Source organism: Williamsia sp. CHRR-6, assembly GCF_018474015.1.
GTDB lineage: Bacteria > Actinomycetota > Actinomycetes > Mycobacteriales > Mycobacteriaceae > Williamsia_A.
In genome coordinates this window covers 1,184,349-1,211,299 of sequence record NZ_JAHCSG010000001.1, presented here as the reverse complement: position 1 = coordinate 1,211,299, position 26,951 = coordinate 1,184,349, and the positions used below count along the sequence as shown (strand labels likewise).

Annotated in this window: 22 protein-coding genes; 12 read left to right on the top strand and 10 right to left on the bottom strand. The window is 66.4% G+C overall.

The genetic code is table 11. The features are described from left to right. Positions 1–107: 107 nt before the first annotated feature. Positions 108–2,093 carry an acetoacetate--CoA ligase gene (locus KIK15_RS05405; protein WP_214243052.1) on the bottom strand — a complete coding sequence of 662 codons (1,986 nt, stop codon included), beginning with the start codon at positions 2,091–2,093 and terminating at the stop codon, positions 108–110. Positions 2,094–2,239: 146 nt separating this feature from the next. Here KIK15_RS05405 and KIK15_RS05400 point away from each other — a divergent pair, with 146 nt between their 5' ends. The 5 genes from KIK15_RS05400 (at position 2,240) to KIK15_RS05380 (ending at position 10,929) form a co-directional block, all read left to right on the top strand. Beyond that, positions 2,240–3,229, top strand: coding sequence for an LLM class flavin-dependent oxidoreductase (locus tag KIK15_RS05400; RefSeq protein WP_214243051.1), 990 nt, complete (start codon positions 2,240–2,242; stop codon positions 3,227–3,229). A 41-nt stretch (positions 3,230–3,270) separates the two neighbouring features. Next, the gene (locus KIK15_RS05395; RefSeq protein ID WP_307851742.1) at positions 3,271–4,044 is read left to right on the top strand and encodes a response regulator transcription factor; all 774 of its coding nucleotides are present in this window, start codon (positions 3,271–3,273) and stop codon (positions 4,042–4,044) included. Between the two features lie 74 nt (positions 4,045–4,118). Further along, positions 4,119–5,732 carry an ATP-binding protein gene (locus KIK15_RS05390; protein ID WP_214243050.1) on the top strand — a complete coding sequence of 538 codons (1,614 nt, stop codon included), beginning with the start codon at positions 4,119–4,121 and terminating at the stop codon, positions 5,730–5,732. Positions 5,733–5,773: 41 nt separating this feature from the next. Further along, positions 5,774–6,175: a hypothetical protein gene (locus tag KIK15_RS05385; RefSeq protein WP_214243049.1), complete on the top strand. Its 402-nt coding sequence runs from the start codon at positions 5,774–5,776 to the stop codon at positions 6,173–6,175. Between the two features lie 2 nt (positions 6,176–6,177). After that, positions 6,178–10,929, top strand: coding sequence for a DUF4132 domain-containing protein (locus KIK15_RS05380; protein WP_214243048.1), 4,752 nt, complete (start codon positions 6,178–6,180; stop codon positions 10,927–10,929). A gap of 5 nt (positions 10,930–10,934) precedes the next feature. On the opposite strand, the gene KIK15_RS05375 is transcribed toward KIK15_RS05380, so the two are convergent. The 5 genes from KIK15_RS05375 to KIK15_RS05355 all read right to left on the bottom strand — a co-directional run bounded on the left by KIK15_RS05375 (position 10,935) and on the right by KIK15_RS05355 (position 17,024). Beyond that, a complete protein-coding gene (locus KIK15_RS05375; RefSeq protein ID WP_214243047.1) occupies positions 10,935–12,311 on the bottom strand; it encodes a hypothetical protein in 1,377 nt (458 codons plus the stop codon). Positions 12,312–12,355: 44 nt separating this feature from the next. Beyond that, on the bottom strand, positions 12,356–14,044 hold the full coding sequence (locus KIK15_RS05370; RefSeq protein WP_214243046.1) for a hypothetical protein: 1,689 nt from the start codon (positions 14,042–14,044) through the stop codon (positions 12,356–12,358). Positions 14,045–14,108: 64 nt separating this feature from the next. Further along, the gene (locus KIK15_RS05365) at positions 14,109–14,795 is read right to left on the bottom strand and encodes a bifunctional 2-polyprenyl-6-hydroxyphenol methylase/3-demethylubiquinol 3-O-methyltransferase UbiG (RefSeq protein ID WP_214243045.1); all 687 of its coding nucleotides are present in this window, start codon (positions 14,793–14,795) and stop codon (positions 14,109–14,111) included. A 121-nt stretch (positions 14,796–14,916) separates the two neighbouring features. After that, positions 14,917–15,669 carry a hypothetical protein gene (locus KIK15_RS05360; RefSeq protein ID WP_214243044.1) on the bottom strand — a complete coding sequence of 251 codons (753 nt, stop codon included), beginning with the start codon at positions 15,667–15,669 and terminating at the stop codon, positions 14,917–14,919. 1,082 nt (positions 15,670–16,751) lie between these two features. Next, positions 16,752–17,024, bottom strand: a complete 273-nt coding sequence (locus KIK15_RS05355; RefSeq protein WP_214243043.1) for a hypothetical protein — start codon at positions 17,022–17,024, stop codon at positions 16,752–16,754. A gap of 89 nt (positions 17,025–17,113) precedes the next feature. On the opposite strand from KIK15_RS05355, the gene KIK15_RS05350 reads away from it, so the two are divergent. Then, positions 17,114–17,302, top strand: a complete 189-nt coding sequence (locus KIK15_RS05350) for a hypothetical protein (RefSeq protein ID WP_214243293.1) — start codon at positions 17,114–17,116, stop codon at positions 17,300–17,302. A 188-nt stretch (positions 17,303–17,490) separates the two neighbouring features. Further along, a complete protein-coding gene (fbaA, locus tag KIK15_RS05345; protein WP_214243042.1) occupies positions 17,491–18,528 on the top strand; it encodes a class II fructose-bisphosphate aldolase in 1,038 nt (345 codons plus the stop codon). A gap of 159 nt (positions 18,529–18,687) precedes the next feature. On the opposite strand, the gene KIK15_RS05340 is transcribed toward fbaA, so the two are convergent. After that, a complete protein-coding gene (locus KIK15_RS05340) occupies positions 18,688–19,098 on the bottom strand; it encodes a hypothetical protein (RefSeq protein WP_214243041.1) in 411 nt (136 codons plus the stop codon). A 25-nt stretch (positions 19,099–19,123) separates the two neighbouring features. Beyond that, positions 19,124–20,635, bottom strand: a complete 1,512-nt coding sequence (locus KIK15_RS05335) for a hypothetical protein (protein WP_214243040.1) — start codon at positions 20,633–20,635, stop codon at positions 19,124–19,126. A gap of 206 nt (positions 20,636–20,841) precedes the next feature. Between KIK15_RS05335 and KIK15_RS05330 the strand changes: the two genes are divergently transcribed. The 4 genes from KIK15_RS05330 to KIK15_RS05315 all read left to right on the top strand — a co-directional run bounded on the left by KIK15_RS05330 (position 20,842) and on the right by KIK15_RS05315 (position 24,076). After that, entirely contained in the window at positions 20,842–21,258 is a 417-nt protein-coding gene (locus KIK15_RS05330; protein WP_214243039.1) for a DUF3151 domain-containing protein, read from the top strand. Between the two features lie 20 nt (positions 21,259–21,278). Continuing rightward, positions 21,279–22,415, top strand: coding sequence for an FUSC family protein (locus tag KIK15_RS05325; protein WP_374222811.1), 1,137 nt, complete (start codon positions 21,279–21,281; stop codon positions 22,413–22,415). A 61-nt stretch (positions 22,416–22,476) separates the two neighbouring features. Next, positions 22,477–23,391 (top strand): cation diffusion facilitator family transporter, encoded by a 915-nt coding sequence (locus KIK15_RS05320; protein WP_214243038.1) that lies wholly within the window; start codon positions 22,477–22,479, stop codon positions 23,389–23,391. Positions 23,392–23,452: 61 nt separating this feature from the next. Beyond that, positions 23,453–24,076, top strand: a complete 624-nt coding sequence (locus KIK15_RS05315) for a pyridoxamine 5'-phosphate oxidase family protein (RefSeq protein ID WP_214243277.1) — start codon at positions 23,453–23,455, stop codon at positions 24,074–24,076. Positions 24,077–24,082: 6 nt separating this feature from the next. Here the strand turns inward: KIK15_RS05315 and KIK15_RS05310 are convergent, their stop codons facing one another. Both KIK15_RS05310 and KIK15_RS05305 read right to left on the bottom strand, forming a co-directional pair. Then, positions 24,083–24,856: a site-2 protease family protein gene (locus KIK15_RS05310; RefSeq protein ID WP_214243037.1), complete on the bottom strand. Its 774-nt coding sequence runs from the start codon at positions 24,854–24,856 to the stop codon at positions 24,083–24,085. Then, complete coding sequence (locus tag KIK15_RS05305; RefSeq protein ID WP_250323931.1) at positions 24,853–25,524, bottom strand: hypothetical protein; 672 nt, start codon at positions 25,522–25,524, stop codon at positions 24,853–24,855. The genes KIK15_RS05310 and KIK15_RS05305 overlap by 4 nt, the downstream gene beginning before the upstream one ends. 137 nt (positions 25,525–25,661) lie before the next feature. Here KIK15_RS05305 and KIK15_RS05300 point away from each other — a divergent pair, with 137 nt between their 5' ends. After that, positions 25,662–26,948: an adenylosuccinate synthase gene (locus KIK15_RS05300; protein ID WP_214243036.1), complete on the top strand. Its 1,287-nt coding sequence runs from the start codon at positions 25,662–25,664 to the stop codon at positions 26,946–26,948. The last annotated feature ends 3 nt before the right edge of the window (positions 26,949–26,951 follow it).

Genomic DNA, 26,951 nt, shown 5'->3' with positions numbered 1-26,951 from the left:
CCAGCGTGGAGCAGGCCGAAACCGTGGGCGACTCGCGTCGCCGGCAATCGCGCGGGCGATCTCTGATGACCCGCCGCCGCCCATCGATGAGTGAATCGGCGGTCAGATCAGCGTGGGTGTGCTCCGAATCGGTGCGCCGCGAACTCGGCGTACCAGGCGACCGCGTCGGGGTCATCGACCGAGGCCATCGTAACCGCCTGGGCCAGTGGCATTCCCGACAGCATGTTCTTGATCGGCACCTCCAACTTCTTACCGTTGAGGGTGTGAGGGACCGCGGGTGCGGCGACGATGTCATCGGGCACATGGCGCGGGGTCAGTCGGGTGCGAAGAGCACACACGATGCGTTCACGCAGGGCTTCATCGAGGGTGTGCCCAGGGGTGGTGACCACGAACAATCCCAGCCAGTAGTCGCTTTCTGGACGATCCACCCCGACCACCAGCGCTTCGGCGATCTCAGGCATCGTGTCGAGCAGATCATAGAAGTCGCTGCTGCCCAGTCGAACTCCCTGCCTGTTGAGGGTGGAGTCGGAGCGGCCGTGGATGGTGACCGAGCCGTCGGAGTGCATGGTGGTCCAGTCCCCGTGACGCCACACCCCGGGCCAGCAGTCGAAGTAGGCGCCGATGTAACGGGTGTGATCAGGGTCGTCCCACAGCATCACCGGCATCGACGGCATCGGTGCGGTGACCACCAGCTCACCCACCTCGTCGATCACCGGGGATCCGTCGGGGTCCCAGGCGGCGCAGTCCACCCCGGCCAGTGGCCCACCGATGCGTCCGGCCCGCACCACCGCATACTCGTTGCTGCCCACGAACGACCCGGAGATGTCGGTGCCGCCGCTGGTGGAGTCGATACGGAGATCGGGCGAGACATGCTGGTACACCCTGTGATAGCCCGCTGGTGGCAGCGCCGAACCGCTGACCATGAGGTGTCGTAGCCGCGACAGATCGTGGGTGGCCCGTGGCGAGACGCCGGTCTTGGCGGTGGCGGTGACCACCGCAGCGCCCAGCAGCATCACCTCGGTCGAGGTGTCGGCAGCCGCAGCCCACACCGCACCCGCCGGATGGCCGGGGCTGCCCTCGTACAACACCATGCTCGCACCGCGCAGCAGTGCGCCCAGTTGCATGTTCCACAACGCCCAGCCGGTGGTGGTGCAGGCGAAAATCCGCTCTCCATTCCGCAATCCGCAATACAGTCCCGCCCATTTCGAGCCTTCCAGCGTGATCCCGCCGTGCCCGTGCACCAGCCCTTTGGGCCGCCCGGTGGTTCCCGAGGTGAACAGCACCCACAGGGGATGGGAGAACTCGACCGGCTCGAAGTCCAGGGCGGCATCGGTGGCAATCGCTTCGTCCCACGACACTGTGTCCGGCGGGACGGGGCGACCGAATGCGTAAGGGACACTCACCACGTGGGTGAGCCCGGTCAGGTTCTCCCGCAACGACTCCACCACATCGCTGCGGTCGACGGTCCTGCCGTTCCAGTGGTAGCCGTCGGTTGCGATCAACACTCTCGGCGTCAGCTGGGACAGTCGGCTGACGGTGCCGTCCGGGCCGAAATCAGGTGCACAACAAACCCATACGGCCCCCACCGCCGCGGTGGCGAGCACGCCGATCACCGCGTGCTCGGTGTTGGGCAGATAAGCGGCCACGCGGTCGCCCGGTCGAACCCCGGCGCGACGCAGCCACCCGGCCAACGCCCCCACCGACCGGCGAAGTTCGGTGTATGTGACGTGGCGGGTGGGTCCGTCGCCCTCGCGCACGCACACCAGCGCCTGCTGGTCGTCGCGGCCGTGCCGGAGTGCCTCCCGAGCCCAGTTCAGTTGCGCACCAGGGAACCACCGGGTGCGCGGCATCGCCTCGGTGGTGCGCACCTGCGCCCACGGTCGCGACAGCCCGATCTCGTAGTAGTCGACGATCGAGGTCCAGGATCGGTCCAGGTCGGCCACCGACCAGGCCCACAGCGCATCATGATCCCGAAACTCGCGTCCCTCGCGATCCTCCAGCCAGTCCAGGTACTCGCGCAACGCCGAGGCCGCGATCCGCTCGTCCGAAGGTGCCCACAGCACCTCCGGCGGTTGTGGGTGCTCACCCGCCATGGGGTCATCATCACGGCCATCGGGCTGTTGGCGTCGGCGAGTTGATGATGCGTTGATCTTCGCCTGAGCCGCCGGTGATGGTTGCTTCGTATGGTCTGTGGCCAGCGGTAGCCGATCCGTCGCACTCACGAACAGGAGACCAACCGATGAAACTCGCTCTCTACCTTCCCAATTTTCGTGACCACGTGACCGTTCAGGAACTCGAAGACCTCACGGCGCTGGCCGAGGAGTTGGAGTTCGACTCGGTGTGGACGCTGGATCGGATCATCGTGCCCGAGGCGTCGGACCGCGAACAGATGCAGTATCCGTTCGGCATGATGACCGACTTCCCGCTGCAGATGCCGGTGGTGGCGAAAGGCAAGTGGTTCCAGGGCATGCCACTGATCCCCTGGTTGGCCGCCAAGACCTCCAAGGTGCGCATCGGCATGTCCATCACCAACACCCCGTTCCGATCGCCGGGGGTGATGGCCGCAGAGTTCGCCACCATCGACCACCTGTCCAACGGTCGCCTCAATGTCGGTATCGGCTCGGGCTGGATGCCCGAGGAGTTCGCCGCGGCCAGTGTCCCGCAACTCTTTCCGCGCCGACACGGCCACGTGCGTGAGTCGATCGAGATCATGCAGGGCATCTGGTCCAACGAACTGTTCGAATACCACGGTGAATTCGCCGACTTCGAGCCCGCCGGCTTCGGACACCAGCCGGTGCAGAAGCCCGGCCCGCCGATCTACTTCTCGGGACTCAAGGATCCCAAACGTTCGGCCAAGCGCATCGCCAAGTACGGGCTGCAGGGTTGGATCGGCATCCAGGATTCGCCTGCCGACATCGCCCGGTGGAAGGGCGAGATGCAGCGCGAGCTCAATGAACTCGGTCGTGACTTCCCGGAGAACTTCGACATGTGCTCGATGATCTGGTTTGTCATCACCGACGAGCCGACCGACATGTCCGACGCGGGTAAGGCCACCAACCTGCTGGCCGGGACGGCACAGCAGATCGAGGACCGACTCAAGGAGTACAAGGAGGCGGGTATGACGATGCCGCTGCTCTGGCCGCCGTTCCGCGATGTGCCCACCTCGAAGACCCTCGACGATCTCAAGCGCATCAACGAAGAGATCATGCCGAACGTGAACGCCGCCTGACCCTGGCCGCACCGCCGCCGATCGCCGGTACAGTGTGACGTGTGACACAGAGGTCTGCGATGTCGCCGGTGGAGCCCGACGGTGCAGCCACTCCGGCCGTCCGCGCTGTGCGGCCACGAATCCTGGTGGTCGAGGACGACTCCAGCATCCGCACCGTCGTGCACTGGCAGCTCGACGAGTGTGGGTTCGACGTGGTCGAGGCCGACGACGGTGCCGTGGCGTTGCAGATTCTCTCCCGCGAGGTGCCGCGGCTGATCGTCGTGGACCTCACGCTTCCGGTGGTCGGCGGCATGGACCTGATCCGTGCGATCAGGTCGGGACGGGCCGGGGTTCCGGTCGACGTACCGGTGATCATCCTGTCTGGCCGCAGCGGTGAGTGCGATCGGATCGCAGGGCTGGACAGCGGGGCCGACGACTACCTGATCAAGCCGTTTTCGCCGGGCGAGTTGGCAGCCCGGGTGCGCTCACTGCTACGTCGAGCGGGCCGGCCGGCCACCACGTCGGTGCTGGCCTCCGGGCCCCTGCGCATCGACTCGATTAGCCGCGAGGTGAGTGTCGATGGTCGTGACATCGACGCCACAGCAAAGGAGTTCGACCTGCTCCTGTTCTTGGCCAGCCATCCACGTCAGGTGTTCACCCGCCATCAACTGTTGGACACGGTGTGGCACTCGGCGCAGTGGCTGGGTGAGGCGACGGTGACCGAACACATCCATCGGCTGCGCACGAAGATCGGAAAAGCGCACGGCAGCAGTTGTATTCGGACGATTCGCGGGGTCGGCTACCGTTTCGACCCGGACTGTGGAGGGGCTGGGTGACCGCGCGCCTCGCCCCACCGGCATCGGTCGACGAACTACACCCAGGCGATGTCGCGGTGCTGTTGGGCCGGTAGATGCGGGTGCTCGAGCTGGTGGCGCGGGCGGCGCGGCTGGAAGAGGTGTTGGACGAGATCATCAGCGCGCTCGAAGCTCTGATGCCGGGCGCCCGCTGTTCGATCCTCGTCGTCGACGCCTCCGGTCAGGCGTTGACCCACGGCGCCGCACCGAGCCTGCCCGCCACCTACCTGCGGGCCATCGATGGGATCAGGATAGGGCCGAAGGCCGGATCATGCGGCACCGCAGCATTTCTGGGTGAGCCGGTGATCGTCAGCGATGTCCGCGACGACGACCGGTGGACGCCGTTTCGCGACGTCGCGATGGCCTCGGGGTTGGTGGCCTGCTGGTCGTCACCGATCCTTGACCCCCGAGAGGACACAATCGGCACGTTCGCGGTGTATCACGATGTGCCGCACCATCCCACGGCGCGTGAGCGGCGTCTGGTGGAGCGGGTCACGGCATTGGCGTCGGTGGCCCTCGAACACGGTCGCCTGATGGGTGAGCTGACCGAGACGGCCGAACTGTTCCGGCGCTTCTTCGACGACAACCCCGCTGGGGCGGCGCTGCTGGGGCTCGACATCCGATTTGAGCGGGTGAACTCTGCGTTCGCCCGGATGAGCGGGTGTCCCGCTGCGACCATGGTCGGTGCACCGCTGCACACGGTCTTGCCGGTGGCGGCGCCGGTTGAGAAGCGAATCCGGAACGTGCTCAACGGGTCTCACGAAGCGGTGATCACCGAGCTGTTGACCGTTCACGCCGCCGACGGGACGAGGCGCCCGGTGGAGGTCACCTTCTCGCTGGTGCGCGGGCGCGACAACCTGCCCGCCCATGTCGCCCTCGACGTGGTGGACTTGACCGCGCAGCGGGCCGCGCAGGCCGCCCGCGCCGCTCGCGACCAGGCCGACCTGGCGCGCCGGATCGCCGAGGAGCACAGCCGAGCAAAATCAGCGCTGCTCTCGGCGGTGAGCCACGAGGTACGCACCCCGCTGCAGGCCATCAAAGGGTTCTCCGAGCTGCTGTCCACCCTGGACCTCAGTGGTGATCAACGGCGCGAGGCACTCGCCCGGATCAACGTCGCCGCTGATCATCTGCTCAGCGTCGTCACCGACGTCCTCGACGTGAGCCGGGCCGAAGCGGGTGTCCTGACGGTGGGTCGTGAGCCGGTGAACGTGGCCGAGGTCGCGGGTTCGGTCGTCGACCTGCTGGCGGCAGAGGCCACCGCTCGGCGAGTGACCATCGACTCGCACATCGAGGCGACGGTGACCGTGCTTTGCGACCGCGGGCGACTTCGACAGGTGCTGCTCAACATCGTGGGCAACGCGATTCGGCATGGCCGCCGTGCCGGCCTGGTGCAGATCCGGGCCGACCGGTCGGCGCACACAGTGCGCATCACCGTCACCGACGACGGCCCCGGCATCGCCGCAGAGCAGCTGCCGCAGATGTTCACCCCGTTCGCGCGCGCCGAGACCGCATCCGACGTCGACGGCTACGGGTTGGGGCTGATGTTGTCCTCCGGGCTGGTCGCCGCCATGGGCGGTGAGATCACCGTCGACAACGCCGACGGTGGTGGCGCGGTGTTCACCGTGGTGCTGCCCGGCGGCACCACGTCGGTGACCGAATGTTCTCGTTAGTTCCTCTCGTGTAGTTCGTCGCGACCTGCCATAGTGGCGGCGTGATCGTAGAGACACGGGTGGTCGGGGCCGGGCCCGCTGAGGTACGCGATGTCGAGATCGGGCCGGAGGTGTCCACGCTGCGAGAGGTGTTGACACACCTTGTGCGCCAAGAGATCGCCGACTACGAACGTCACCGCGAGCAAAGTCGAACATTGCGGGTGCTCACCCCCGCCGATCTCGCGCGCGGCGTGGAGTCGGGGTCCTACGGTCGCGAGCAGCGCACGCTGCCCGCCCCACCACCGCTCGACACGGCCATCGAGCGCGCGATCGAGGCGTTCGGCGATGGGCTGTTCTTCGTCTTCGTCGACGGCACCCAGATCGAGGACCTGGATGCGCCCGTGCCACTAGGTACCGCCAGCACCCTGCGGTTGGTGCGTCTGGTCGCGCTGGTCGGAGGCTGAGCATGCTCTCGAATGAGCAAGCACGCGAACAACTCGCGCAGTACCGGACCACCGATGAAACCTTTCGCACCATTCGTGCGAAACCGCGGGCATCAGCGTTGGCGCGCAATGTGGCGGCGGCGATGAATGATTCGCGACTGCCCACCACCGACCTGTGTGCCCGGCTCGACGAGCTCGACGACCGCAAGCGAGCGGCAGTCTTCGCCGCGATGGTCCCGGAGATGTCACGCGAACTCGCCGCGACGTGGACGTGGGGTGTGGACGCGCCGTATCAGCAGGGATGGATGCGTCGGGGATACCGTTCGAGCAACCCCGCCGACTCCGCGCAGGCGCGCTGGCACATGGTTCGTTCGACGCTCTATGACGTGGCGGAGTTTGCGCAGCCGCTGAGTTGGCACGTGCGATGGCATCAGCACGCCTACCCGTACGGCTTTTCGATGGCCGCAGTGTTCGCCACTGCGATCATCAACGGCCACAGCGCGATCGCCGAGGAGCTGGCGTCACAGCTGCGCGGTGAACATGAGATCTGTGGTCCATCTCGAGTCGCCTACTCGGCGTTGCTTGCTGTTCCCGAGCCTCGGTATTGGCAGCTGGTGGCCGAGAACCTGGTGGCCGCGCAACGCTCCGAGGGCCTGCGACAGGTCATCCTGGAGTCGGCGGACCTGGCGCATCCCGGTGGCCTGCGCACCCTGTTGCAGGCCGTGGCCGACCATGGGCTGATCCGCTTCGCCGCCACCGTTCGTGCGGTGGGGGTGTGGGTGGGCGAGGAGTTGACCGTGGCCAAAGAGCGCGAGGTGGCCGGCCTGGTCGCGGCGATGATCCGATGGCTGGACGAATACGATTCCAGCACCGATGATCTCGCGCATCGACTGCTCGCCGAGCCCGCGCTCGACGTGTTCGTCGGGCTGTGGGCCTGCGCGCTGCACGACATCGTGCCGACCATCGATGTGGCTGCGCAGATCCTGGCTCACGGTGATCCCGGGCAGCGACTCGCGGCTGCTCGGATGCTGCGCGACATCAACACCCCCACAGCGGCTGCGGCGTTGTCGGCCGCCCTGGGCGACCCTGATCCCGCTGTGTTCGCCGTGGCACTGGGGCTGTGGAATGGCTGGACCGACCACCCGCTTCCGCCAGAAGGGATTGCGGCACTGGACAAGCGCCTACCGACGCTGGGCAAGCCCACCAAGATCGACGTGGCCATCATCGGTGAGAACACCATCGAGATCTCGCAATCGGCTGCGGCCGATGTGCTGGTGACCCACGGGACAGGTCTGGAATCACGCTGGGACATCATCGACCTGGCCAGCCCGGTGGGCCGACGCAAGATGGCGCTCCGGTTCTGCCTCAAGCCCGCGACCTATCGGAGCGAGTTGTTCGCGATGCTCGCTGACAAGAGCGCTGACGTGCGCAAGGTGGTGGGCGGGTCGATCGAGGCGTTTGCGTCGATCACCGACGACGAGGCTCGCCAGATCGAGAAGTACCTGACCCGTAAGTCCGCTGACGTGCGCACCATCGTGTTGCGGCGTCTGCAGTCTCAGGAACCCGACGCAGTGGCGGCCAGCATCGCCCGGCTGGAATCCGGTACTGCCGAACAGAAGCGCGCGGCGCAGGAGTTGCGCGAAAGCGCCCAGGCAGAGACCGAAGCCACCTTCCCTGCCGTGTTGACACCCAACGTCGAATTGCGTACTCCGGCGGTGCGTCCCACGCCGCCGGATCCAGCTGTGTGGGCGGGGTTTCATGACCGCTGCCTGAGCCTGATCACATCGTTGAAAGCCTTTTTCGCAGAGCACGCCGAAACCGAGGTGAAGGTGTTCAGCGACCCGGAATTGCTGGTCAACCTGCGGTGGATCCCGTCGGTCCCAGCCGGACAAGTTCCATTGGCCGAGGTGTTCGGGCCGTGGTGGGAACGCGTGCAACCCACTCTCACCGAGGGGGGAGTGGAACTGGAACTGCTTGCGGCGATGAGACATCCCGACCTGTGGACGCACCGGGTGTCGGAGATCGTTGTCGGTTCGGCGGCAGTCGAGGCATGGTGGGAGCTACCGCGGATCGGACGAAGCTTCATCTACGACCTCAGCGATTCGCTGCGGCACCGTGGTTGGGTGCCGGTGATGCTCGATCACCTGGAGACGATGGCGGCGGCGCTGGATGTCGGGACGTGTCACGGATCGGATGCGTTCCTCGCGCACCGGGGGATCGAGCTGAAGCGCCACAGCTGGGGATCGGTGGCCGTACCCGAACCGCGCAGCGCGCTGCGCAATCTGTTGGAGCCGCTGTGTGACATGCCGGAGGGTCTTTCCGACGCCCAGCGTCAACGGCTGTGGGCAAGCGCGCGTTTCGTGGACGAGCCTGAAGGCGCATACGACGAATGGAATGGCCCACGCGTGCCGGTCCCAGACTCCGATTCCGGCGAGACCGCGCCCGACCGGCCATTTCGCGTACCGGCGTCCCAACGTCTCGTCGCAGATGTCTTCACCCGCGGCCTGGCCACCCGCGACGATCTGCTCGAAGCCCTTGTCCGACCCGATGAGTTCGGCGGTCGCCATTCGATCATGTTGCACAGCGTGACCCGGCGGCGACCCGATCCGTGGGCCACCGCCCCCCGGCTGCAGGAGGTGGTCGACGAGGTGCGCTCGGTGGTGCTCGACATCGAGTTCGAGCGCGGAGACCTGCCCACCCCGGTCACCTACCTGGCTGACCGGATCCGCACCGTGTACGGCGCCGCCAATCTGGTGCGTGCGGTGGCGGCGCTGGGTAAGCGCCCGTTTGTGCGCGGTTACGTGTGGACGACCACCAGGGAATCGATTCTCTCGCAACTGGTTCGGGGTACCTGGCCGGATGCGGAGGACACCGCAGCCACCCTGGGCGCCGAACTCGCGGCGGCGGGGGTGAGTGTGGGCAGGCAGGTCGAGGTGGCGGTGTATGCGCCCCAGTGGGCAGCGCTGATCGAGCAGCACCTGGGACTGGCCGGTCTGGAATCGGCGGTGTGGTGGATCCACGCGCACACCAAGGACTCGTCGTGGTCGGTCGACGCCGACACCCGCAGCGAATGGACCAGTGAGGTGAGCCAACGTACGCCGCTGGCCGCCGATGACCTGGTGAATGGGGCCACCGACGTCGCGTGGTTCACCGAGATGCTGGATACTCTGGGGGAGAAAGAGTTCCGGCGGATACTGGCGGCGGGGAAGTACGCGTCCTCGGCCGGCGGTCACAAGCGCGCTGAACTGTTCGCCACCGCTTTGTTGGCCTCGGTGACCACTGATGAACTGCAGCAGCGGATCTCAACCAAGCGACACCAGGATTCGGTCCGGGCGCTGGGCTTGGTGCCCTTGGCGGGTGAGAGCGACCTGCTGGCCCGCTACGAGCTGATCTCAGACTTCGTGCGCTCGGACCGCACCTCGGGTTCGCAGCGACGCGCCTCCGAACGTACGGCCATGCTGATCGGGCTGGACAACCTGGCCCGTACTGCGGGATATCGTGATCCGCAACGACTTCGGTGGGCGATGGAGACTGCGGCGGTGAAAGACCTGATGGCTGGGCCCATCAGCGCAACCGACGGTGACCTTGAAGTGAGTCTGTCGGTGGACGCCGAGGGCAACCCCGAGCTGCAGGTGCGTCGTGGTGCCAAGACCCTGGCGGCGGTGCCGACGAAGTCGGCGAAGGTCCCTGAGATCGCTGCGTTGCGGCAGCGGGCCGCCGAGCTGCGGTCGCAGCGTAAGCGAATGCGTCGGTCGCTGGAAGATGCTGCTGTGCTGGGCGATCCGTGCGAGCCGGGCGAGATCGCGGCGCTGGCAGAGCACCCGATCATCGCGCCCATGCTGGCCGATCTGGTGATGGTCGATTCCGAGGGTTTCGTCGGGTTTTTCGGCGGCAGTGATGGCACCACATCGGTGACCCTGATGGACGGTGATGGCCAGGCGCAGCGTGCGATGGGGGCGGTGCGGGTGGCCCACCCGATTGATCTGCTGGCCTCGGGTGAATGGCCCGCGCTTCAGCATGCGGTGATGGCACAGCGCCGCACCCAGCCGTTCAAGCAGCTGTTCCGAGAGCTGTACACACTCAACGCAAACGAGCGTGACGAGGCAGGCATCCGCTCACGGCGCTACGCGGGCCATCAGGTCCAACCGGCCCAAGCGCGAGCGCTGTTCACCGAACGTGGCTGGGTGGCTGACCAGGGGAGCGGATATTCGCGCACCTTCCATGCCGAGAAGCTCACCGCGTGGGTGATGCTCGATTCGGCGTGGGGCACTCCCGGCGACGTGGAACTGCCCACGCTGGGCAACCTGTACTTCGTCCCCTCCGGCACAAACCATCCGGTCGTGTTGGATGATGTTGCGCCGCGGGTGTTCTCGGAAGTGATGCGGGACCTGGACCTGGTGGTCTCGGTGGCGCACGCCGGCGGGGTTGACCCACAGACCTCGGAGTCCTCGATCGAGGTGCGGGCGCGACTGGTGGCCGAGACCGCCGAGATGTTGTCGCTGGACAACGTGGATGTCGGGGCCCACCACGTGCTGATCGAGGGCTCGTTGGGGCGCTATTCGATCCATCTCGGTTCCGGTCAGGTGCACCTGTTGCCCGGCAACGCGGTGTGCATCATCGCAGTGTCAGCCCAACATCGGGGGCGCGTCTTCTTGCCGTTCGCCGACGACGATCCACGCACTGCCGAGATCATCTCGAAAGTCGTTCTGCTGGCCCGGGACTCGAAGATCACCGATCCGACCATCCTGGAACAGCTGGTGGGCCGAGCATCCTGAAACGATCACCACAGCGTGATGGTGGTGACGGGCACATGGATTGCCCCGAGAAGCCGCTGGGGCGAAACAGCAGCGATCGCATCGACATCCATCCAGACCGTCATCGCCGCGGCGGCATCGAACGAGCGGACCGGTGACTCGGCGACACCGATCCGGCGGCCGGTGGAATCGCGAATGATGTAGCGAAACTTGGGCTTCACCACCGACAGCGGCCATACCAGCGAATACACCAGCAGCATGATCACGATGCCGCCGATGTCGCTGCCGAGAAGGCCGAAGACCCCGATCAGACCGCGCGTCACACGACGCAGTGCGGCATCGCGGATCGGCTCGGTGACGGTGATGAACCGATTTCTCATGTGGTCGCGCACGTTCCAGCGCGTGTAGAAGAACACCATCGCGTTGACCCTGGCGGTCAGATCGGCACCGTGGTGGGTCCCCAGCCGCACCGTCCGCGTCAGACTCCACGTAGGTGCCTCGATCTCGGTGATGACGCTGCCGTCGCGCGCGGTGAGGGAAGCCCTTTCGCTGTCCTCGCCCCACGTCCTGTCGGCTTCCAGCCAGCGCTGCCCGTCCGGGCCGACACCCACCATCAGACCGCCAGGACCCGTGGACAGGAACGGCACCACGGTGGCGCGTCGTCCCATCCGGCCTAGTCGGCGCTGTCGAGGTCGGGGATCGGGATGGGCGATCCGATCGAAGATCGTTGTGGTCCAATGCTGTCGGACCTCGGCGTGGATGCGGTCGGCTCCGGTGTCGACCAGCTGCTCACGCTTCACGTCGCGCCATTGCGGCTTGATCGTGTATCGAGGCGGATCCAACGCGATGAAAAACCGGCGCGCCTGCGCGTGGTCGGGAAACGACAGTGTCCGCTTGCCGCGGCCTGGATGCCACCTCAGTCCTACTTCCCGCGTGGTGGAGTCTGGTCGCAGATCGTGATCAACCGCGGTGATGAGGTGCAGGGGGATGGTCACCGATCGGTGTCTGGGCCGCCACGAACCGGTGTCCACAACCAGTCGGTCGTCCAGCAGCAGCACCGCGCCGTTACGGGTTCGAAAAGTCCTGGCCCGCTGTGGCTCAGCAGGCAGTCGCGGTAGTCCCGCCGTGAGGAGCAGCGACCACCCCGGGTCCTCGCAGTCACTGATCAGTAGGACGTCGTGGTAGATCTCGCCGGTGTGCGCAATGGTCTGCCAGCCGACGATCAGCGATCGCGTCGACTCGTCGACAACGAAGGCGGTGAGTTCGTGCGGCGCAAGAGTGACGGGATAGGTACCGATGATCCCTCGTGGGACGGTGACGATGACATCGGTAGCGGAGACGGTGACCGCTGCACCCCCTGACGACTGGCAGGTGATGAGCTGCGGTTCTTGCGATGTGAGCATGTGATCCCTCGACATGATCGGTGCCTATGGGTTCCGGGGTGCTGTCACGCCCAGATCGACACGATGGGGGTGTAGGTGGCGGCGAGGAGTTCGTTTGCGTCGTAACGACGTAGCGCGTCCACGTCCAGCCACACGGTGGTGGCGTCAGACGGTCGTGGCGACCACGTGCGGTGTTCAGCCACCCCGATGCGTCGTCCATCGGCGTCGCGGATGATGAATCGAAAATTGCGCTTGAGCAGCGATAACGGATACAGAAATGCGGCACCGACCGCAACCGTTGCGATCAACAGCAGCGTGGAGAGCACGACGTCGGCAAGACTTCCGCCACCCCCGCCACTTGTGTTGGTGAAGCCACGCGCCGGCACCCGAAGCACTCGCCGCAGGAACGCGTCGCGCAGCGGTTCTGACATCGTGATCATAGTGCTGTTGTCGGAATACGCAGTGCGCCAGGAGGTGTGGAACCACACCGTCGCCGCCCGCACTTGCACGGTGAGCGGAGTGCGGTGTGGTCCACAGTGAATGGGTCGGGCGGTCCATGGTCTCCACGCAGGGCGTTTCCCGATCTCGAGCAGGCGGCGACCATCAGTGGTGGTCACTGAGCACGCCCCGCGTCGCGGCGACGGGGGTGTAGGAGATGCGTCGCGATGGGCCCTCAGCCACCGCTGACCATCAGGTCCGGCACCGGTCAGATTGATCCCGGTGTCTGATGTGCTGAGAAACGGCACGGCGGTCACGGTGTGACCCGCACGCCCAAGCCGATAGGCGCGTGGACTCAGGTCGGAGGGTCCGACAGTGGTGAGGTCGACTTCGGGTTGCGCGGCCAAAGGCTGTGCAGGTGCGGGTTTCCGGCGATCGATGTCGTCACTGACACCACCCACAGCGGTTGCGAAGGCTGCGGCATCCCGGGGGTGGGAGAAGGTCAGCTTCTCGCGCCGGTCGTCGGTGAGCTGCAGGCGGACGGTGTAGTCGTGGCGTCGGAAGGAGTAGTCGACCGACGTCACAGCGTCGCATTCGATCGTTCGGCTACGGCGTTTGGAACCCCTACCCTCGGTGACGGTGATCTGGTTGTCGTGCAACGCAACCCAGAGATCGAGGCCCCGATAGACCGGGTTGCTCAACGTGTGCGATGGCAGTCGACGCTGTGCCGCGCCGACGATCTCGGTGAAACCAGGATCCTGACATTTGGTGAAGCCGGCTGCCTCGGTCGTGACTGAGCCGTCCGGGTTTCGGCGTCTCCATGCGAGGTCGACTCGACGGCCCGCAGGGTCCACGTCGAACGCAGTGACGTCGCTCAATGCGACAACGGCTGACGGAGCGCCCTTCGACTCGAGTTGCACGGTCACATGGCCGGTGCCCAATTCCAGCGAGCTCGACTGTGCTGCCATGCAGGTGATCGAGCGCTCCTGTGCAGGAGCCTGGTTCGCGGAGGCGATCAGGTTCTGCCACAACGGCATTACTTCCTCGACTGCGGCGTTGTGAGTATTCACGAGGCTGACACAGTGGTTGCGATCGACTGCGTCCCACCATCTGGTGGCAGGTTGGGTGCCGTATGGCACGAACTCGATCCAGCCAGGCTTTACCACGCCGGCCCGACGGAACGAGACGCCACTGAGTTGGGCAAACACCACGCTGAACGTCGCCTTGTGGCCGGACCCGGTTCGCGGGGGACGGTGCACGGTGATGCCGGTGGTGTCCCAGCTGAGGCGAATGTCGTCGACGGCGAGTTCGGGCACGGGTTCCTTGTTAGGCAGGCGAACAGTGTCGAGGCGACTCTACGAGATGCGGCGCTGCGACGAATCAATTGAGGCGTGTGGCGACGACAACTCCGTCCTTCAATGTCGCTGTCTGAACGCCATCGGGTCCGGTGGCCTCGCGGGTGCGGATCTCGCTGGTGACGATCTGCCAGTGGCGGGGATCGAGAGCCAGTTCGTTGACGTCGTGGTCGGGGCCGGGCATGTGTGGCATGTGGGGGGTGCCATCATCACGACGCGACGCCCACGGCGGGATGTCGGCCTCGGACTCGAAGACGTGGGTGACGAGTACCAGGTGACCACCCGGGTTCACCTGTGCAACAACTCGTCTGAGGATCTCGGTGCGTGGGAACTCGACGGTCGAATGGAAGAAGGATGCAGTGATCAGGTCGAAGGTCTGCTCAGTGGTCCACGTGGACAGGTCATGCGCGATCCAGGTGATGCGCTCAGCGACACCGCGCTGAGCTGCCCCCTGCGCACCCCGAGCGACAGCGGTCGGGGAGATGTCGACCGCTGTCACCTGCCAGCCGTGTTCGGCCAACCACACCGCATCGCCACCCTCGCCGCAGCCCAAGTCCAAGGCAGTTCCGTTGGTGCCCTTGGGTAATGGAGCTACCACTGCGGCCATGGTGGCGTTCACCCGGCCCGACCACACGCGGGTGCTCTGTGCGTACCGGGCCTCCCAATGGTCGGCGGGCGAGGCGGGAGTGTTGGTTTCAGTATCGGCGCTCATCCGTTCAGTCCACCCGGACACTCCGCCACTTGGCAAGCCGATCCCGCGTCGACTGGGCGGAAAATCCCGTCCGCTGGGCGGAAACTCGGCGTCCACTGGGCGGCGAGGTGGAGGTGATCGCTCACCACTGATGGTGGCAATGTCGACACACGAAGTCGGGCGCTTCGGCAGGGTTGAGCTCGGCCAGCGCGATGACGCCCACCGGCGCTGGTAGGGCGGTGTTGAGGGTGACGACGTCGGCCTGCCGGTCGCCGCATTGTGGGCATTCGGGGCGAAGGCCGTACATGAGTTCGTTCACCGACGGCGCGATCGGTTGATGCAAGATCTCGTGGCACGACGGACAGACCGCGATCGTGATGTCGAGGTCGATGCTGGGGTCCAGCCGCATCCCGGTGGCGTGGGCCTCGAATCGCGGCGCGTACTCGGTGGCTGGGTCGCGCCCGCACGTGTTGCAGCCCCAGGTGCGTGCAGTCAGCAGGTCGTACTCGCCGAGGTGATGTCCGGCGCAGGAATGGTCTAGGCGATACCACGGTGTGGGGGAGATGACCTCGGCAGCGATGGCCGCGAGCATCCGGTTGGCCCACTGTGGGTGTGGCGTGTTGGCGACGCGAGGTACGGGTTCGCGCATCCGCAGCTCCAGCGCCGGCACCGAGACGCCGCAGTGCGGGACGAGGGGTTCGGTGAGCGTGAGATCGACACCGTTGAGCCCGGCCGTCGCGAGGTACACGCCTTCGATGGCCCAGGTCGACGTGGCCAGCATCCCGATCACGGTGTGACCTACCTGCACGCGAGGCGGCAGCTCGTAGTCCTCGCCGTGCAGTTCGCGGACCAGCACGTGAGTGGCATGTTCCCATGCGGGCGCGGGGCTTGTCATGTCATTGTCCTTGTGCGCCGTGCATCCGATACTGAACGTTCATCCATCAAGTGAACCACTCGTATCGGACAGTTGCCGATCCTTCGCGTTTCCACGTGTCGTGGCTTTGGGCGAGGCGATTCAGCGCCGGGCACCATCGGGCCGAGATCTCACGGTTGGCGTGTGCTCACACGATCAGGTGAGGGCTATGCACGGCCCCGATACTTGTGAGGTCATCGCACTTCTCTGAGTATTGACCTCGGATTATTGTCCACTCGCGGAATGGTCATGTTCACCTGAATTGCCAGCACGGCCGCCCACTTTGGTGGGCGGCCGCGGTGGCGGGATAATCTACGAGCAGGATTCAATTACATTGTTGATGCCGGTCGCAATTCTGAAGATCTCGATCAGAATCTTGCGAACCTCCGATGCAATGCCTGCACTGACCAGTCGCTTGGCGACTTTTGCAATTCCGCCGGCCTTGGCGAGCCGGCCCGGTAGCGCCGAGTCGGACAGGATGAACTTAGCGATCGCGGCTGTGCATCGCACCACGTCGAAGAACCCGGTAGGAGCGGCTCCAACGGCCCCTGCAAGCGACTGACCTGCACTGTCGATCGGACTGCGGATGGTCGGGTGCGATCACCTGGAACGCCACCGTCGCCTCGGGCATGGTTGGAGCCTCGACGGATACGGCGAGTTCATTGATCTCGACAACCTCGGGAGAGGTCATGTCGAATCTCATGACGGCGGGTCCACCGGGTCCTGCTTGGGCTCCCGGACTTGCCCTGAGAGCGATCATGACGCTGGTGAAGGCGGCCATGAACGAGATTACTTCGGATAGGTCGTCTTTTTTCGATAATAATCGACTGCTCGAATTGTCCGTTTAGAGCGAGCATGCTCCCACGACGAGTGCCCGTTGTCTGGTCACCATTCTGATCCGCAGACACCGCATTCCCACTGGGTGAGCGCCGAGCCGTCGACGATGATGATGGTGCAACCGCGCAACGTGGTGCCTGGTGGCGGCGGGCCGGGAGGGAACCCGCGCAGCAGGACGTGCGTCTGTTGTGATTCGCATTCGGGACAGGCGGGACGTCCGGAGAACATCAATTCATCAATGGTGGGCGCGATGGGCAGATGCAGGATGTCGTGGCAGGACGGGCAGACCGCCTCGACGTGTCGGTTCCGCCATCCGCCGTCAACGAGTCGACGGTGGCCTGTTCGGTGACGTCGTAGAACAGTGCCGCCATCCGACAGGCCTGCGCCATCTCACCGAACCGGGTGCCGGCGTCGGCGATGGCCGCGAGCGACTCGGCGGTCTGGCTGTACCGCTTGCCCATGCTGTGCAACATGTCGAGATCGACCTTGAAATCAGACATGACCCCCTTTGATCCAGACAAATAGCCGCGAAGATTACCAACGCATTACTTCTCAGACGTCAGCGATGGCAGATCGGTTCCATCGCCTCATGAAGCTCGCAGGACAGACCGGGCAGTCGGCCTCCACGGTGCACGCGGTACGCACCCGCTGCCGGATCAACCGGTTGAGCTACGTCGATCGGGTCACCATCGATCGCGTCCTTTCCGACAACGGCTCGGCCTACAGATCACACACCTGGCGCGACGCCTGCGCCGAGCTCGGTGGTTGGTGCGCCTAGAACCGGGTGCTGCTGAAATCGTCCGACTGGAAGGTCTCTGTGGTCATCATGTCCACGCAGGCCCCGACGTCGGACGATCTCAGCGGGAATCACGCCAACGCCGGCCGCTTTGCGACTGCTGTCCCCGGCCCGCAGCGCACTTGACATACTGAGACCACGCAAACGCCGACCGGTTGGAGGACCGACCCATGCCCATCGCCACGCCCGAGCAGTACGCGAAGATGCTCGACGCCGCCAAGAAGGGCGGGTACGCATTCCCCGCCATCAACTGCACGTCGTCGGAGACCATCAACGCCGCCCTCAAGGGATTCGCTGATGCCGGCAGCGATGGCATCATCCAGTTCTCCACTGGCGGTGCCGAATTCGGGTCAGGCCTCGGTGTCAAGGACATGGTGACCGGGGCGGTGGCGTTGGCCGAGTTCGCCCACGTGGCGGCCGCCAAGTACGGCGTCACCGTGGCTTTGCACACCGATCATTGCCCCAAGGACAAGCTCGACACCTACGTCCGCCCGCTGATCGCCATCAGCCAGGAGCGGGTGGACGCCGGCCGCGACCCGCTGTTCCAGTCACACATGTGGGACGGCAGCGCGGTCCCGCTCGAGGAGAACCTCGAGATCGCCAAGGAGCTGCTGGCCAAGGCCGCCGCGGCCAAGATCATTCTCGAGATCGAGATCGGCGTGGTCGGCGGTGAAGAGGACGGCGTGGAGAACGAGATCAACGACAAGCTGTTCACCAGCGCCGAGGATTTCGAGAAGACCGTGGCCGCGCTGGGCGCCAGCGACTCGGGCAGCCGCTACCTGCTGGCCGCCACCTTTGGCAACGTGCACGGCGTGTACAAGCCGGGCAACGTGAAGCTCAAGCCCGAGGTGCTCAAGGTGGGCCAGGAAGTAGCCGTCAAGGCTCTGGGCGCGGGCGCCGGCGACAAGCCGTTCGACTTCGTCTTCCACGGCGGTTCGGGCTCGCTGAAGAGTGAGATCGAAGAGTCGCTGAGCTACGGCGTCATCAAGATGAACGTCGACACCGACACCCAGTACGCGTTCACCCGCCCCATCGCTGGCCACATGTTCGCCAACTATGACGGCGTGTTGAAGGTCGATGGCGAGGTGGGCAACAAGAAGGTCTATGACCCCCGCAGCTACCTGAAGAAGGCCGAGGCCGGTATGGCCGAGCGCGTGGTGGAGGCCTGCAACGACCTGAAGTCCGCCGGAAAGTCGATTAGCGCCTGAGCTTTTCGCGACCCTGATGTGCACACGGGCCCCGTTCCGAGAATCTCGGAGCGGGGTTCGTCGGTCTTCTGCGGGAACTACCGCCCAATCGACGGGAGTTTCTGCCCAACCGACGGGAGTTTCTGCCCAACCGACGGGAACTACCGCCCAACCGACGGGTCAGAGCATGAGCAGGCCGACGACCACGCCGAGTCCGAGCAGCATCATCACGATTCCGGCGATGATCACCGACAGATCGACGCGGCGTCGCTTCACCAGATCTGGCGGCACCACCAGATTGAACGCGATGTCGTCGTCGTCGACGGGGAGGGGGGCGGGGCGTGATGTGGGTCGGCGCGGCGCCGTCGGCGCGACGCGTTGCCAGGTGGACGGCTCCGGCGATGCCACCGACCGCGCTGGACTGGCCACCCGATGCCGATCGGTGACGATGCTGTCGGGGTGCTGCGGTGCCACCGGGCGCCTGCGCTGTGCGGCCATCCGACGGGTGACGGGCTCCGACAGCGGCAGCGCACGACCACGCTCATCATCGGCGTGCAGACCCCCGACCGGGTCGCCCGAATGGCTTGTCACGACGAAATCGTAGCCGGTCAGAGCCTCATCCGGCGCTGCAAACCTTCCACCCGCTGCTCTCCTTGCGCAGCTTGAGCACCACGGGCACCGTCTTCTCCGGGGTCTTGGTGACGAAGGCGAGCACCTCCACCACCGCGTTCTCTGGATCGACCACCTTGGCGGCCCGCACATCGCGCACCGCCACCAACTCGTTGTTGGCCTTCTGCGTCTCGAACTGCTGCTTGAATGCTGCCGGATCGACCCTGTCGTAGAACTGCTTTCGCTCACCGCAGCTGATCGCGCGCAGGGTGGTCAGATCACCCGCCGCCAGCGCCGAGGTGTACTTGGTGGCTGTCTCCGCAGCCACGTCGGCCTCCGGTTTCGCCGGGTCGTCGCGGGTGAGCAGCACCGCCCCGATCACCGCGGCCACCGCCACCACGATCACCGCCAGCGAGGCGATCCACACCGCCACCTTCTTCGACGATCGGGGCGCGACAACGGGGTCCTGGGTGGGTGGGATGTACTGCGGCGCAGGTGAATCCGACCGCCAGTCGGCGCCCGCAGCACGTGCGTCACGGCTGTCGGTGGGTGCGGACGGCTGTGCCGGGATGGTCTGTGTGGGTGCCTCGGCAGCCGCGACCTCGGCCGCGGAGAGAACAGGGGTGGCCGCACCAGTGGTCGTGGCCTCAGCGGAGGCGGTGGCTGCAGCGGTCTTGGCGTTGGCCGCCGCCAACGCAGCCTGCGCAGCGAGAGCCTTCTTGCTCAGCGCGGGTTCGGGCTCGGCGGTCGGTGCAGGTTGGGGATCGTCCTCGGCTGGAGCCTCGTCTACCGGGGGGTTCTCGACCGGGGCCTCGCCGACCGGGGCCTCGCCGACCGGGGCCTCGTCGACCGGGGGCTCGTCGGCTGCAGAGGGCTCATCGGCCGAGAGTTCAGGTTCGATCGCCTCGATGGCGGGTGCAGGTTCGATCGCCTCGGGTACCGGCGGTGGGGGGTCCTCGGGCAGGTCGGGCCCCGCTGTCACGTCCGGCTCGGGGGTTTCGTCGGCTTCGGCGACCTCGGCTTCTGCGACCTCGGCTTCGGCGACAACGCCGGCATCCTCGGTGACCTCGGCGGCATCCTCGGCTTCGGCGACAACGCCGGCATCCTCGGTGACCTCGGCGGCATCCTCGGCTTCGGCGACAACGCCGGCATCCTCGGTGACCTCGGCGGCATCCTCGGTTTCGGCGACAACGCCGGCATCCTCGGTGACCTCGGCGCCAACCTCGGTTTCGGGCTCGGGGTTCTCGGCGGGCTCGGACTCTGGCGAGTCGGTGGCTGCGGTCGGTTCGATCCCGGACTCCGTCTGCGCCTCGGCCACTGCGTCGGCAGGCTGCGATGTGTCGGTCTCAGAAGTGTCGGTCTCATCTGTCGCAGGCGGCGCTGGTGTCACATCGGTGACGCGCGGTGACGTCGCAGGCGGAAAAGTCGCGGCTGGTTGCCGGCCACGTGTGCGCAGCTTCCGTAGCGCCGAGATCGCTTTGGCTGCTGCAGAATTTCCGGTGTCGTCCGGATGCGACATGGATCGCACACCTCGCCTTCGTCGTCCAGGGTGTCATCGGGGGTGACCACGCATGGGGGCCGTCTGGCCGTCGCCCCGAGGCGACACCACGGCGCGGGGTCAGCCTAGCGAATCGGACGCGAGAACGATCGCCGACCATGACGGGCGGTCCCACAACCCCCACCCGGAGGTCGATTCTGTGGGTCCACGAGGGCACAATCAAGCAGGTGACGTCCTTCGGAGATCTTCTCGGCCCCCCGCCCACCCTGCTGACCGGCGACGACGACGCCGAATCAGAACTGCTCAACGGGGCCGACCCGGCCGCGGTGGCCGCTGCGCACCCCACCGCCTCCATCGCGTGGGCGCACCTCGCGCAGGACGCGCTCGAATCGGGCGCCACCATCACCGCATACGCCTACGCCCGCACCGGCTACCACCGCGGCCTCGACCAGCTGCGTCGACACGGGTGGAAGGGATTCGGGGCGGTGCCCTGGAGCCATGAGCCCAACCGCGGCTTCCTGCGGTGTGTGGCCGTGCTGGCACGCGCCGCGCAGACCATCGGCGAGAACGACGAGTACGTGCGCTGCCTCGACCTGCTCAACGACAGCGACCCCGCCGCGGCCGCCGAGCTCGGCCTGGCCTGATCAGAACAGCCGGTGGCAAGGTGACCGGCTCGCTGCGCGGCCTCGTCGATCGGATCGACACGGCTGCGCGGGTGCGCTACCGCCGGTGGCCCGCGCCGGTGCGTGAACGGGTGCGCCGAGTGTGGTTGTCGGCGTTGCCCATCGCTCAGTGCTCCATCGCGGCCGGGGTCGCGTGGGCGGTCGCCCTGCACGTGATCGGCCACCAGCGTCCCTTCTTCGCCCCGGTGGCTGCTGTCCTCTCCCTCGGGCTGTCGCTGGGTCAACGGACAAGGCGCGCACTCGAACTGGTGTTGGGCGTGACGCTGGGGATCATCGTCGGTGACCTGCTGATCAGCCAGATAGGTTCCGGGGCATGGCAAATCGTCCTGGTGGTGGCGCTGGCCATGACCGTGGCGGTCACCGTCGATGGTGGCCCACTGGTCCCGATGCAGGCGGCCAGCTCGGCCGTGCTGGTGGCAACGCTGTTGCCGCCCGGCGGATCTGGGGGTGTCGACCGTGCCGTGGATGCGTTGACCGGCGGCGTGATCGGCATCCTCATCGTCGCGGTGATCCCCACCCACCCGGTGCTGCGGGCCCGTCGCGATGCCGCTGCGGTGATGGCCACCATGGCCGGGGTGGTGGCTGCGGTGGTGCACGGCTTGCGCACGCGGGACGTGGCGGAGGTGGAGCAGGCGTTGCAACGCGCCCGCGGCACCCAGGGCGCCATCGACATGATGCGCGCAGACATGTTGGGCGGCCGGGAGATCAGCCACATCTCACCGCTGTACTGGAACTCTCGGCACCGGTTGTCGCGGTTGGAGGCCACCGCCGATCCGATCGACAACGCGGTGCGCAACCTGCGGGTCCTGGCGCGCCGGGCGCGGGCGGCCATCGCCAACGACGAACCCGTTCGACCCGAGATCGTCGACGTGGTCGCCGATCTGGTGAGCGTGTTGGAGGTGTTGCAGAACATGCTGCTGGCCGACCCCGGTGAGAAGCCCGACGAGGCCGATGCTGCGCGCGCGTTGCGAACCATCGCCCGTCGGGCCGGTCCGCACCTGGCCGCGGGCGGCGAACTCTCCGAGACGGTGATCCTTGCCCAGTTGCGCTCGATGCTGGTGGACCTGCTGATGGTGGCCGGGCTCAAGCGTGAGTCGGCGGTGGCCACCCTGCGCTGAGCGGCGTGGTGTCCGGACCGATCACTTGTCATATATGCATATCCACGCATATCTTGTCGGGATGGGACATTCACATGGCCACGCGCACGGTCCGGCCGCGGGCCCGGTGACCACCGGCCGGTTGCGGCGGATGGCGATCGGGATGGCCATCATCGGCGGGTTCTTCGTGGTGGAGCTGATCGCGGGCATAGTCGTCGACTCGCTGGCGCTCATCGCCGATGCCGGCCACATGCTCACCGACGTCATCGCCATGGGGATGGGACTCGGCGCCCTGCTGTTGGCCCGCCACGGTGGTACCGACGGCGGCAAGACGTTCGGCTGGCATCGCGCCGAGGTGTTCACCGCCGTGGCCAACGCGGTGCTGCTGCTGGGTGTCGCGACATACATCGTGGTGGAGGCGATCGCGCGGATCGGCACCGATCCGCAGGTGCCCGGACTCACCTTGATCGTGGTGGCATCGCTGGGGTTACTGGCCAACATCGCGGTGATGCTGCTGCTGCGGGGCGACGCCCACGGCAGCATCGCGGTGCGCGGGGCCTACATGGAGGTGGTGGCCGACTCGGTGAGCAGCGTCGGCGTCCTCGTCGCCGGTGTCATCGCGATGACCACCGGGTGGGGGTACGCCGACATCGTGGTGGCGGTGCTCATCGCGGTGTGGGTGGTGCCGCGGGCGGTGCGACTCGCGCTGGACGCGCTGCGCATCCTGGCCCAGCGGGCGCCGGCCCACGTCGACGTCGAGGTGGTGCGCGCCGAGTTGGCCGCGCTGCCGCAGGTGCACGACGTGCATGATCTGCACGTGTGGACCCTGACCACCGGAATGGACGTGGCCACAGTGCATCTGGGCAGCGATCATCCCAACGACGACGTATTGGCCGCGGCGCGTTCGGTTCTCGACGCCCACGGGCTGTCCCACGCCACGGTGCAGGTGGAGTCGGTCGGCGCACACCAGCGGTGCCAACGAGAACTGACCTGGTGACACCACCCCTCGAGGGCGGGCGAGACAATCGGCTGGCGGCCGCCCGCGGCGACCGGCCATGATGACCGGCATGGATTCGACCGCGCTGACCGAACTGACCCGCAAACGCGACCGCCAGGGTGACCGCACGCTGCTGGACGAGGTGCTCGACACCGCGCTGGTGGCCACCCTCTCGACGGTGCTCGACGGGCAGCCCTGGGCGGTGCCGCAACTGTTCGCTCGCGTCGACGACCGCATTCTGCTGCACGGGTCCACCGGCGCCGGAGCGCTGCGCCACGTGGCCGCCGGAGCCCCGGTGGTGTTGTCCGCCTTCATCCTCGACGGTCTGGTGTTGGCGGACACCCTGTTCAACCATTCGGCGAACTATCGCTCGGCCACCGTGCGCGGCACGCTGACCGAGGTGACCACCGACGCCGCCGAACTGCTCACCATCCTGTCCGACCGGCTGGTGCCCGGGCGCAGCGCGGAGATGCCGCCGCACTCGGCGAAGGATCTCGCCGCCATCGTCACGTTGGCCCTCGACATCACCGACGACAACTGGATTGTCAAGGCGCGCAGCGGAGATCCGGGTGTCCCCGACGCGCCGATGTGGACCGGCGTGGTACCCACCCGGATGGTTTACGACGATCCGATAACCGCCACCGGCACCGAGATCCCCGAGTCGGTGCGCCGACTGCGCGGATAGCAGCCCTCAGCGCCAGAAGACCAGCAGGTCGTAGCCGTAGGAGGCGATGATCGAGTCGACGCCGCTGAGCTCGAACAGCCAGTAGACCGCGTCGAAGAAGATGCGGTTGAGCCCCGGTACCAGCAGGATCACGAACACGATCAGGTAGCCGTACTGCCCGATCGGCGCCAGGTTCCGGCGGGTCTGGTCGGACAGGTACGGCTCGATGGCGTGGTAGCCGTCGAAGCCGGGGATCGGGAGCAGGTTGAGCAACGCCGCCGTGATCTGTAGCAGCGCAAGCATTCCCAGCGCCGAGTACAGGTTGAGGTTGGTCGGGGTGTAGCTGGTGGGGATGAACGCGAGGATGGCCGCACCGATGGCGATGTTGGCCAGCGGACCGGCCAACGACACGATGGTGCGCTGCGCGCGGGTGAACCCGTGCTGGTTGACATAGACCGCCCCACCGGGAAACCCGATGCCGCCCAACAGGATCATCACCACCGGCAGCGCGATCGACAGCCCCGGATGGGTGTAGCGCAGCGGGTTGAGGGTGAGGTAGCCGCGCAACTCGACGTTCTTGTCGCCGAACGAGAACGCGGTGACCGCGTGCCCGAACTCGTGCAGCGCCAACGAGATCATCCAGCCGCCCACCACCAACAACAGAGTGCCGCTGATCGACACCAGGCTGCGCCCGGGGGTCGAGTCGTAGAGCAGGAAACCGCCGAGGGTGGCACCGGCCACCAGACCGAGGAACACCGGGCCGGGTCGAACCGCACGGATGATCTCGGTGGTGGTGCTCATGGGCAGACCAGCTTCCAGGGTTCGTGGTGGCAGTAGATGGTCGATCGCTTCACCGGCCGGGGCGCGCGGACACCGTCGCGTTCGACGACGATGTCGACACCCCCGGTCTGCACCGCCCGCCCCGACACCCATCGGGGCGAACGCCAACGGCGCGCCAGGGCGCCCTGCACCCCCGGCTGGTGTCGGGTGGGCCGGATCAGCACGTCGCGGCGAGAGGTACCCAGGAACAGTCGCTCGTTGTCGACGATCGATTCCCCGGTCAGTTCGCCGTCGACTCCGCTATGGCGAGCGCTGCCGATGATGACCACCGCGGCATCGTCGCGGATCAACGGCAGTTCCTGCGCGGTTCCGTTGCCGGCCAACGTGATCGCGTCGTGGCCGTGCGGGAGTCCCCACACGGCGGTGCCTGCCGTGGCCTTCGGCGCCACATAGGCGAGTTCGACATCGAGGCGCTCGGCCACCAGCAGCCGACTCGCCACGGCGGCGCAGAACGCATCGGAGCCCTCGGCAGGCGCCAGCACCACCAGTCGCGTCACGTCAGAACCCGCGACTGCTTTGGCCACGGCCGCGCGCATGGAGTCGCGTGTGTTCGCCGCGCGCGTGACCGCCCGGTCGGAGAACTCCGCGGGCAGATCCACATCGGTCGAACAGATCACACTCACCGTCATGTTCGCCTCGATCGTCTTCCGGTGGCCGCACGGCCCCAGTTCGCGCCGCTTCTCGGCGCCTGGGGGTATCTGACGGGTTGAGCCAGTAGGGTTGTCCCACGGTTCGGGTGTTCCCGGCCGGAAGGAGCGCGTGCCAGATGCCTGCGATCGTACTGATCGGTGCCCAGTGGGGCGACGAAGGTAAAGGGAAGGCCACCGACCTGCTCGGCGAGAAGCTGCAGTGGGTGGTGCGCTACCAGGGCGGCAACAACGCCGGGCACACCGTCGTGCTCCCCAACGGCGACACGTTCGCCCTGCACCTCATCCCCTCGGGGATTCTCACCCCGGGGGTCAACAACGTCATCGGAAACGGCGTGGTGGTCGATCCGGGCGTGATGCTCGCCGAGCTCGGGGGGCTCGAGGAGCGTGGTGTGGACACCAGCCGCCTGATGATCTCCGCCGACGCGCACCTGTTGATGCCGTACCACGTGGCCATCGACAAGGTGACCGAGCGCTTCTTGGGCAACAACAAGATCGGCACCACCGGCCGCGGTATCGGCCCCTGCTACCAGGACAAGATCGCGCGCGTGGGCGTACGGGTGGCCGACGTGCTGGACGAGAAGATCCTCACCCAGAAGGTCGAGGCGGCCCTGGAGATCAAAAACCAGGTGCTGACCAAGATCTACAACCGTCGCGCGCTTGACCCCCAGCAGGTGGTCGAGGAGGTGCTCGCGCAGGCCGAGGGTTTCACCCACCGCATCGCCGACACGCGACTGCTGCTCAACCAGGCTCTCGAACGTGACGAGACGGTACTGCTCGAAGGGTCCCAGGGCACTCTGCTCGACGTCGACCACGGCACGTATCCCTATGTGACGTCGTCGAATCCGACTGCCGGAGGGGCGGCGGTCGGCTCGGGGATCGGGCCGACGCGCATCACCACGGTGCTCGGCATCCTCAAGTGCTACACCACGCGGGTGGGGTCGGGACCGTTCCCGACCGAGCTGTTCGACGAATGGGGCGCCTACCTGGCCAAGACCGGTGGGGAGGTGGGTGTGACCACCGGTCGGGCTCGGCGTTGCGGCTGGTTCGACGCAGTCATCGCCCGATACGCGACGCGTGTCAACGGAATCACCGACTACTTCCTGACCAAACTCGACGTGCTGTCCAGCTTGGACACCGTGCCCATCTGTGTGGCCTACGAGGTCGACGGTGAGCGGGTCGACGACATGCCTATGACGCAGACCGGGTTCCACCACGCCAAGCCCATCTACGAAGAGATGCCCGGCTGGTGGGAGGACATCTCTGGTGCCCGTACCTTCGCCGAACTGCCGGCCACCGCGCAGGATTACGTGCTACGCCTAGAAGAGCTTGCCGGAGCCCGTATCTCGTGTGTCGGGGTGGGTCCCGGACGCGATCAGACCATCGTCCGCCACCCGATCCTCTGACGC

What these genes read in the sequence shown, in the direction of transcription:
- KIK15_RS05405 (WP_214243052.1), bottom strand. Translation starts at nt 2,093, where the DNA reads ATGGCGGGTGAGCACCCACAACCGCCGGAGGTGCTGTGGGCACCTTCG.
- KIK15_RS05400 (WP_214243051.1), top strand. Translation starts at nt 2,240, where the DNA reads ATGAAACTCGCTCTCTACCTTCCCAATTTTCGTGACCACGTGACCGTT.
- KIK15_RS05390 (WP_214243050.1), top strand. Translation starts at nt 4,119, where the DNA reads ATGCGGGTGCTCGAGCTGGTGGCGCGGGCGGCGCGGCTGGAAGAGGTG.
- KIK15_RS05380 (WP_214243048.1), top strand. Translation starts at nt 6,178, where the DNA reads ATGCTCTCGAATGAGCAAGCACGCGAACAACTCGCGCAGTACCGGACC.
- KIK15_RS05375 (WP_214243047.1), bottom strand. Translation starts at nt 12,311, where the DNA reads ATGCTCACATCGCAAGAACCGCAGCTCATCACCTGCCAGTCGTCAGGG.
- KIK15_RS05365 (WP_214243045.1), bottom strand. Translation starts at nt 14,795, where the DNA reads ATGAGCGCCGATACTGAAACCAACACTCCCGCCTCGCCCGCCGACCAT.
- KIK15_RS05360 (WP_214243044.1), bottom strand. Translation starts at nt 15,669, where the DNA reads ATGACAAGCCCCGCGCCCGCATGGGAACATGCCACTCACGTGCTGGTC.
- KIK15_RS05355 (WP_214243043.1), bottom strand. Translation starts at nt 17,024, where the DNA reads ATGTCTGATTTCAAGGTCGATCTCGACATGTTGCACAGCATGGGCAAG.
- KIK15_RS05350 (WP_214243293.1), top strand. Translation starts at nt 17,114, where the DNA reads ATGAAGCTCGCAGGACAGACCGGGCAGTCGGCCTCCACGGTGCACGCG.
- fbaA (WP_214243042.1), top strand. Translation starts at nt 17,491, where the DNA reads ATGCCCATCGCCACGCCCGAGCAGTACGCGAAGATGCTCGACGCCGCC.
- KIK15_RS05335 (WP_214243040.1), bottom strand. Translation starts at nt 20,635, where the DNA reads ATGTCGCATCCGGACGACACCGGAAATTCTGCAGCAGCCAAAGCGATC.
- KIK15_RS05320 (WP_214243038.1), top strand. Translation starts at nt 22,477, where the DNA reads ATGGGACATTCACATGGCCACGCGCACGGTCCGGCCGCGGGCCCGGTG.
- KIK15_RS05315 (WP_214243277.1), top strand. Translation starts at nt 23,453, where the DNA reads ATGACCGGCATGGATTCGACCGCGCTGACCGAACTGACCCGCAAACGC.
- KIK15_RS05310 (WP_214243037.1), bottom strand. Translation starts at nt 24,856, where the DNA reads ATGAGCACCACCACCGAGATCATCCGTGCGGTTCGACCCGGCCCGGTG.
- KIK15_RS05305 (WP_250323931.1), bottom strand. Translation starts at nt 25,524, where the DNA reads ATGACGGTGAGTGTGATCTGTTCGACCGATGTGGATCTGCCCGCGGAG.
- KIK15_RS05300 (WP_214243036.1), top strand. Translation starts at nt 25,662, where the DNA reads ATGCCTGCGATCGTACTGATCGGTGCCCAGTGGGGCGACGAAGGTAAA.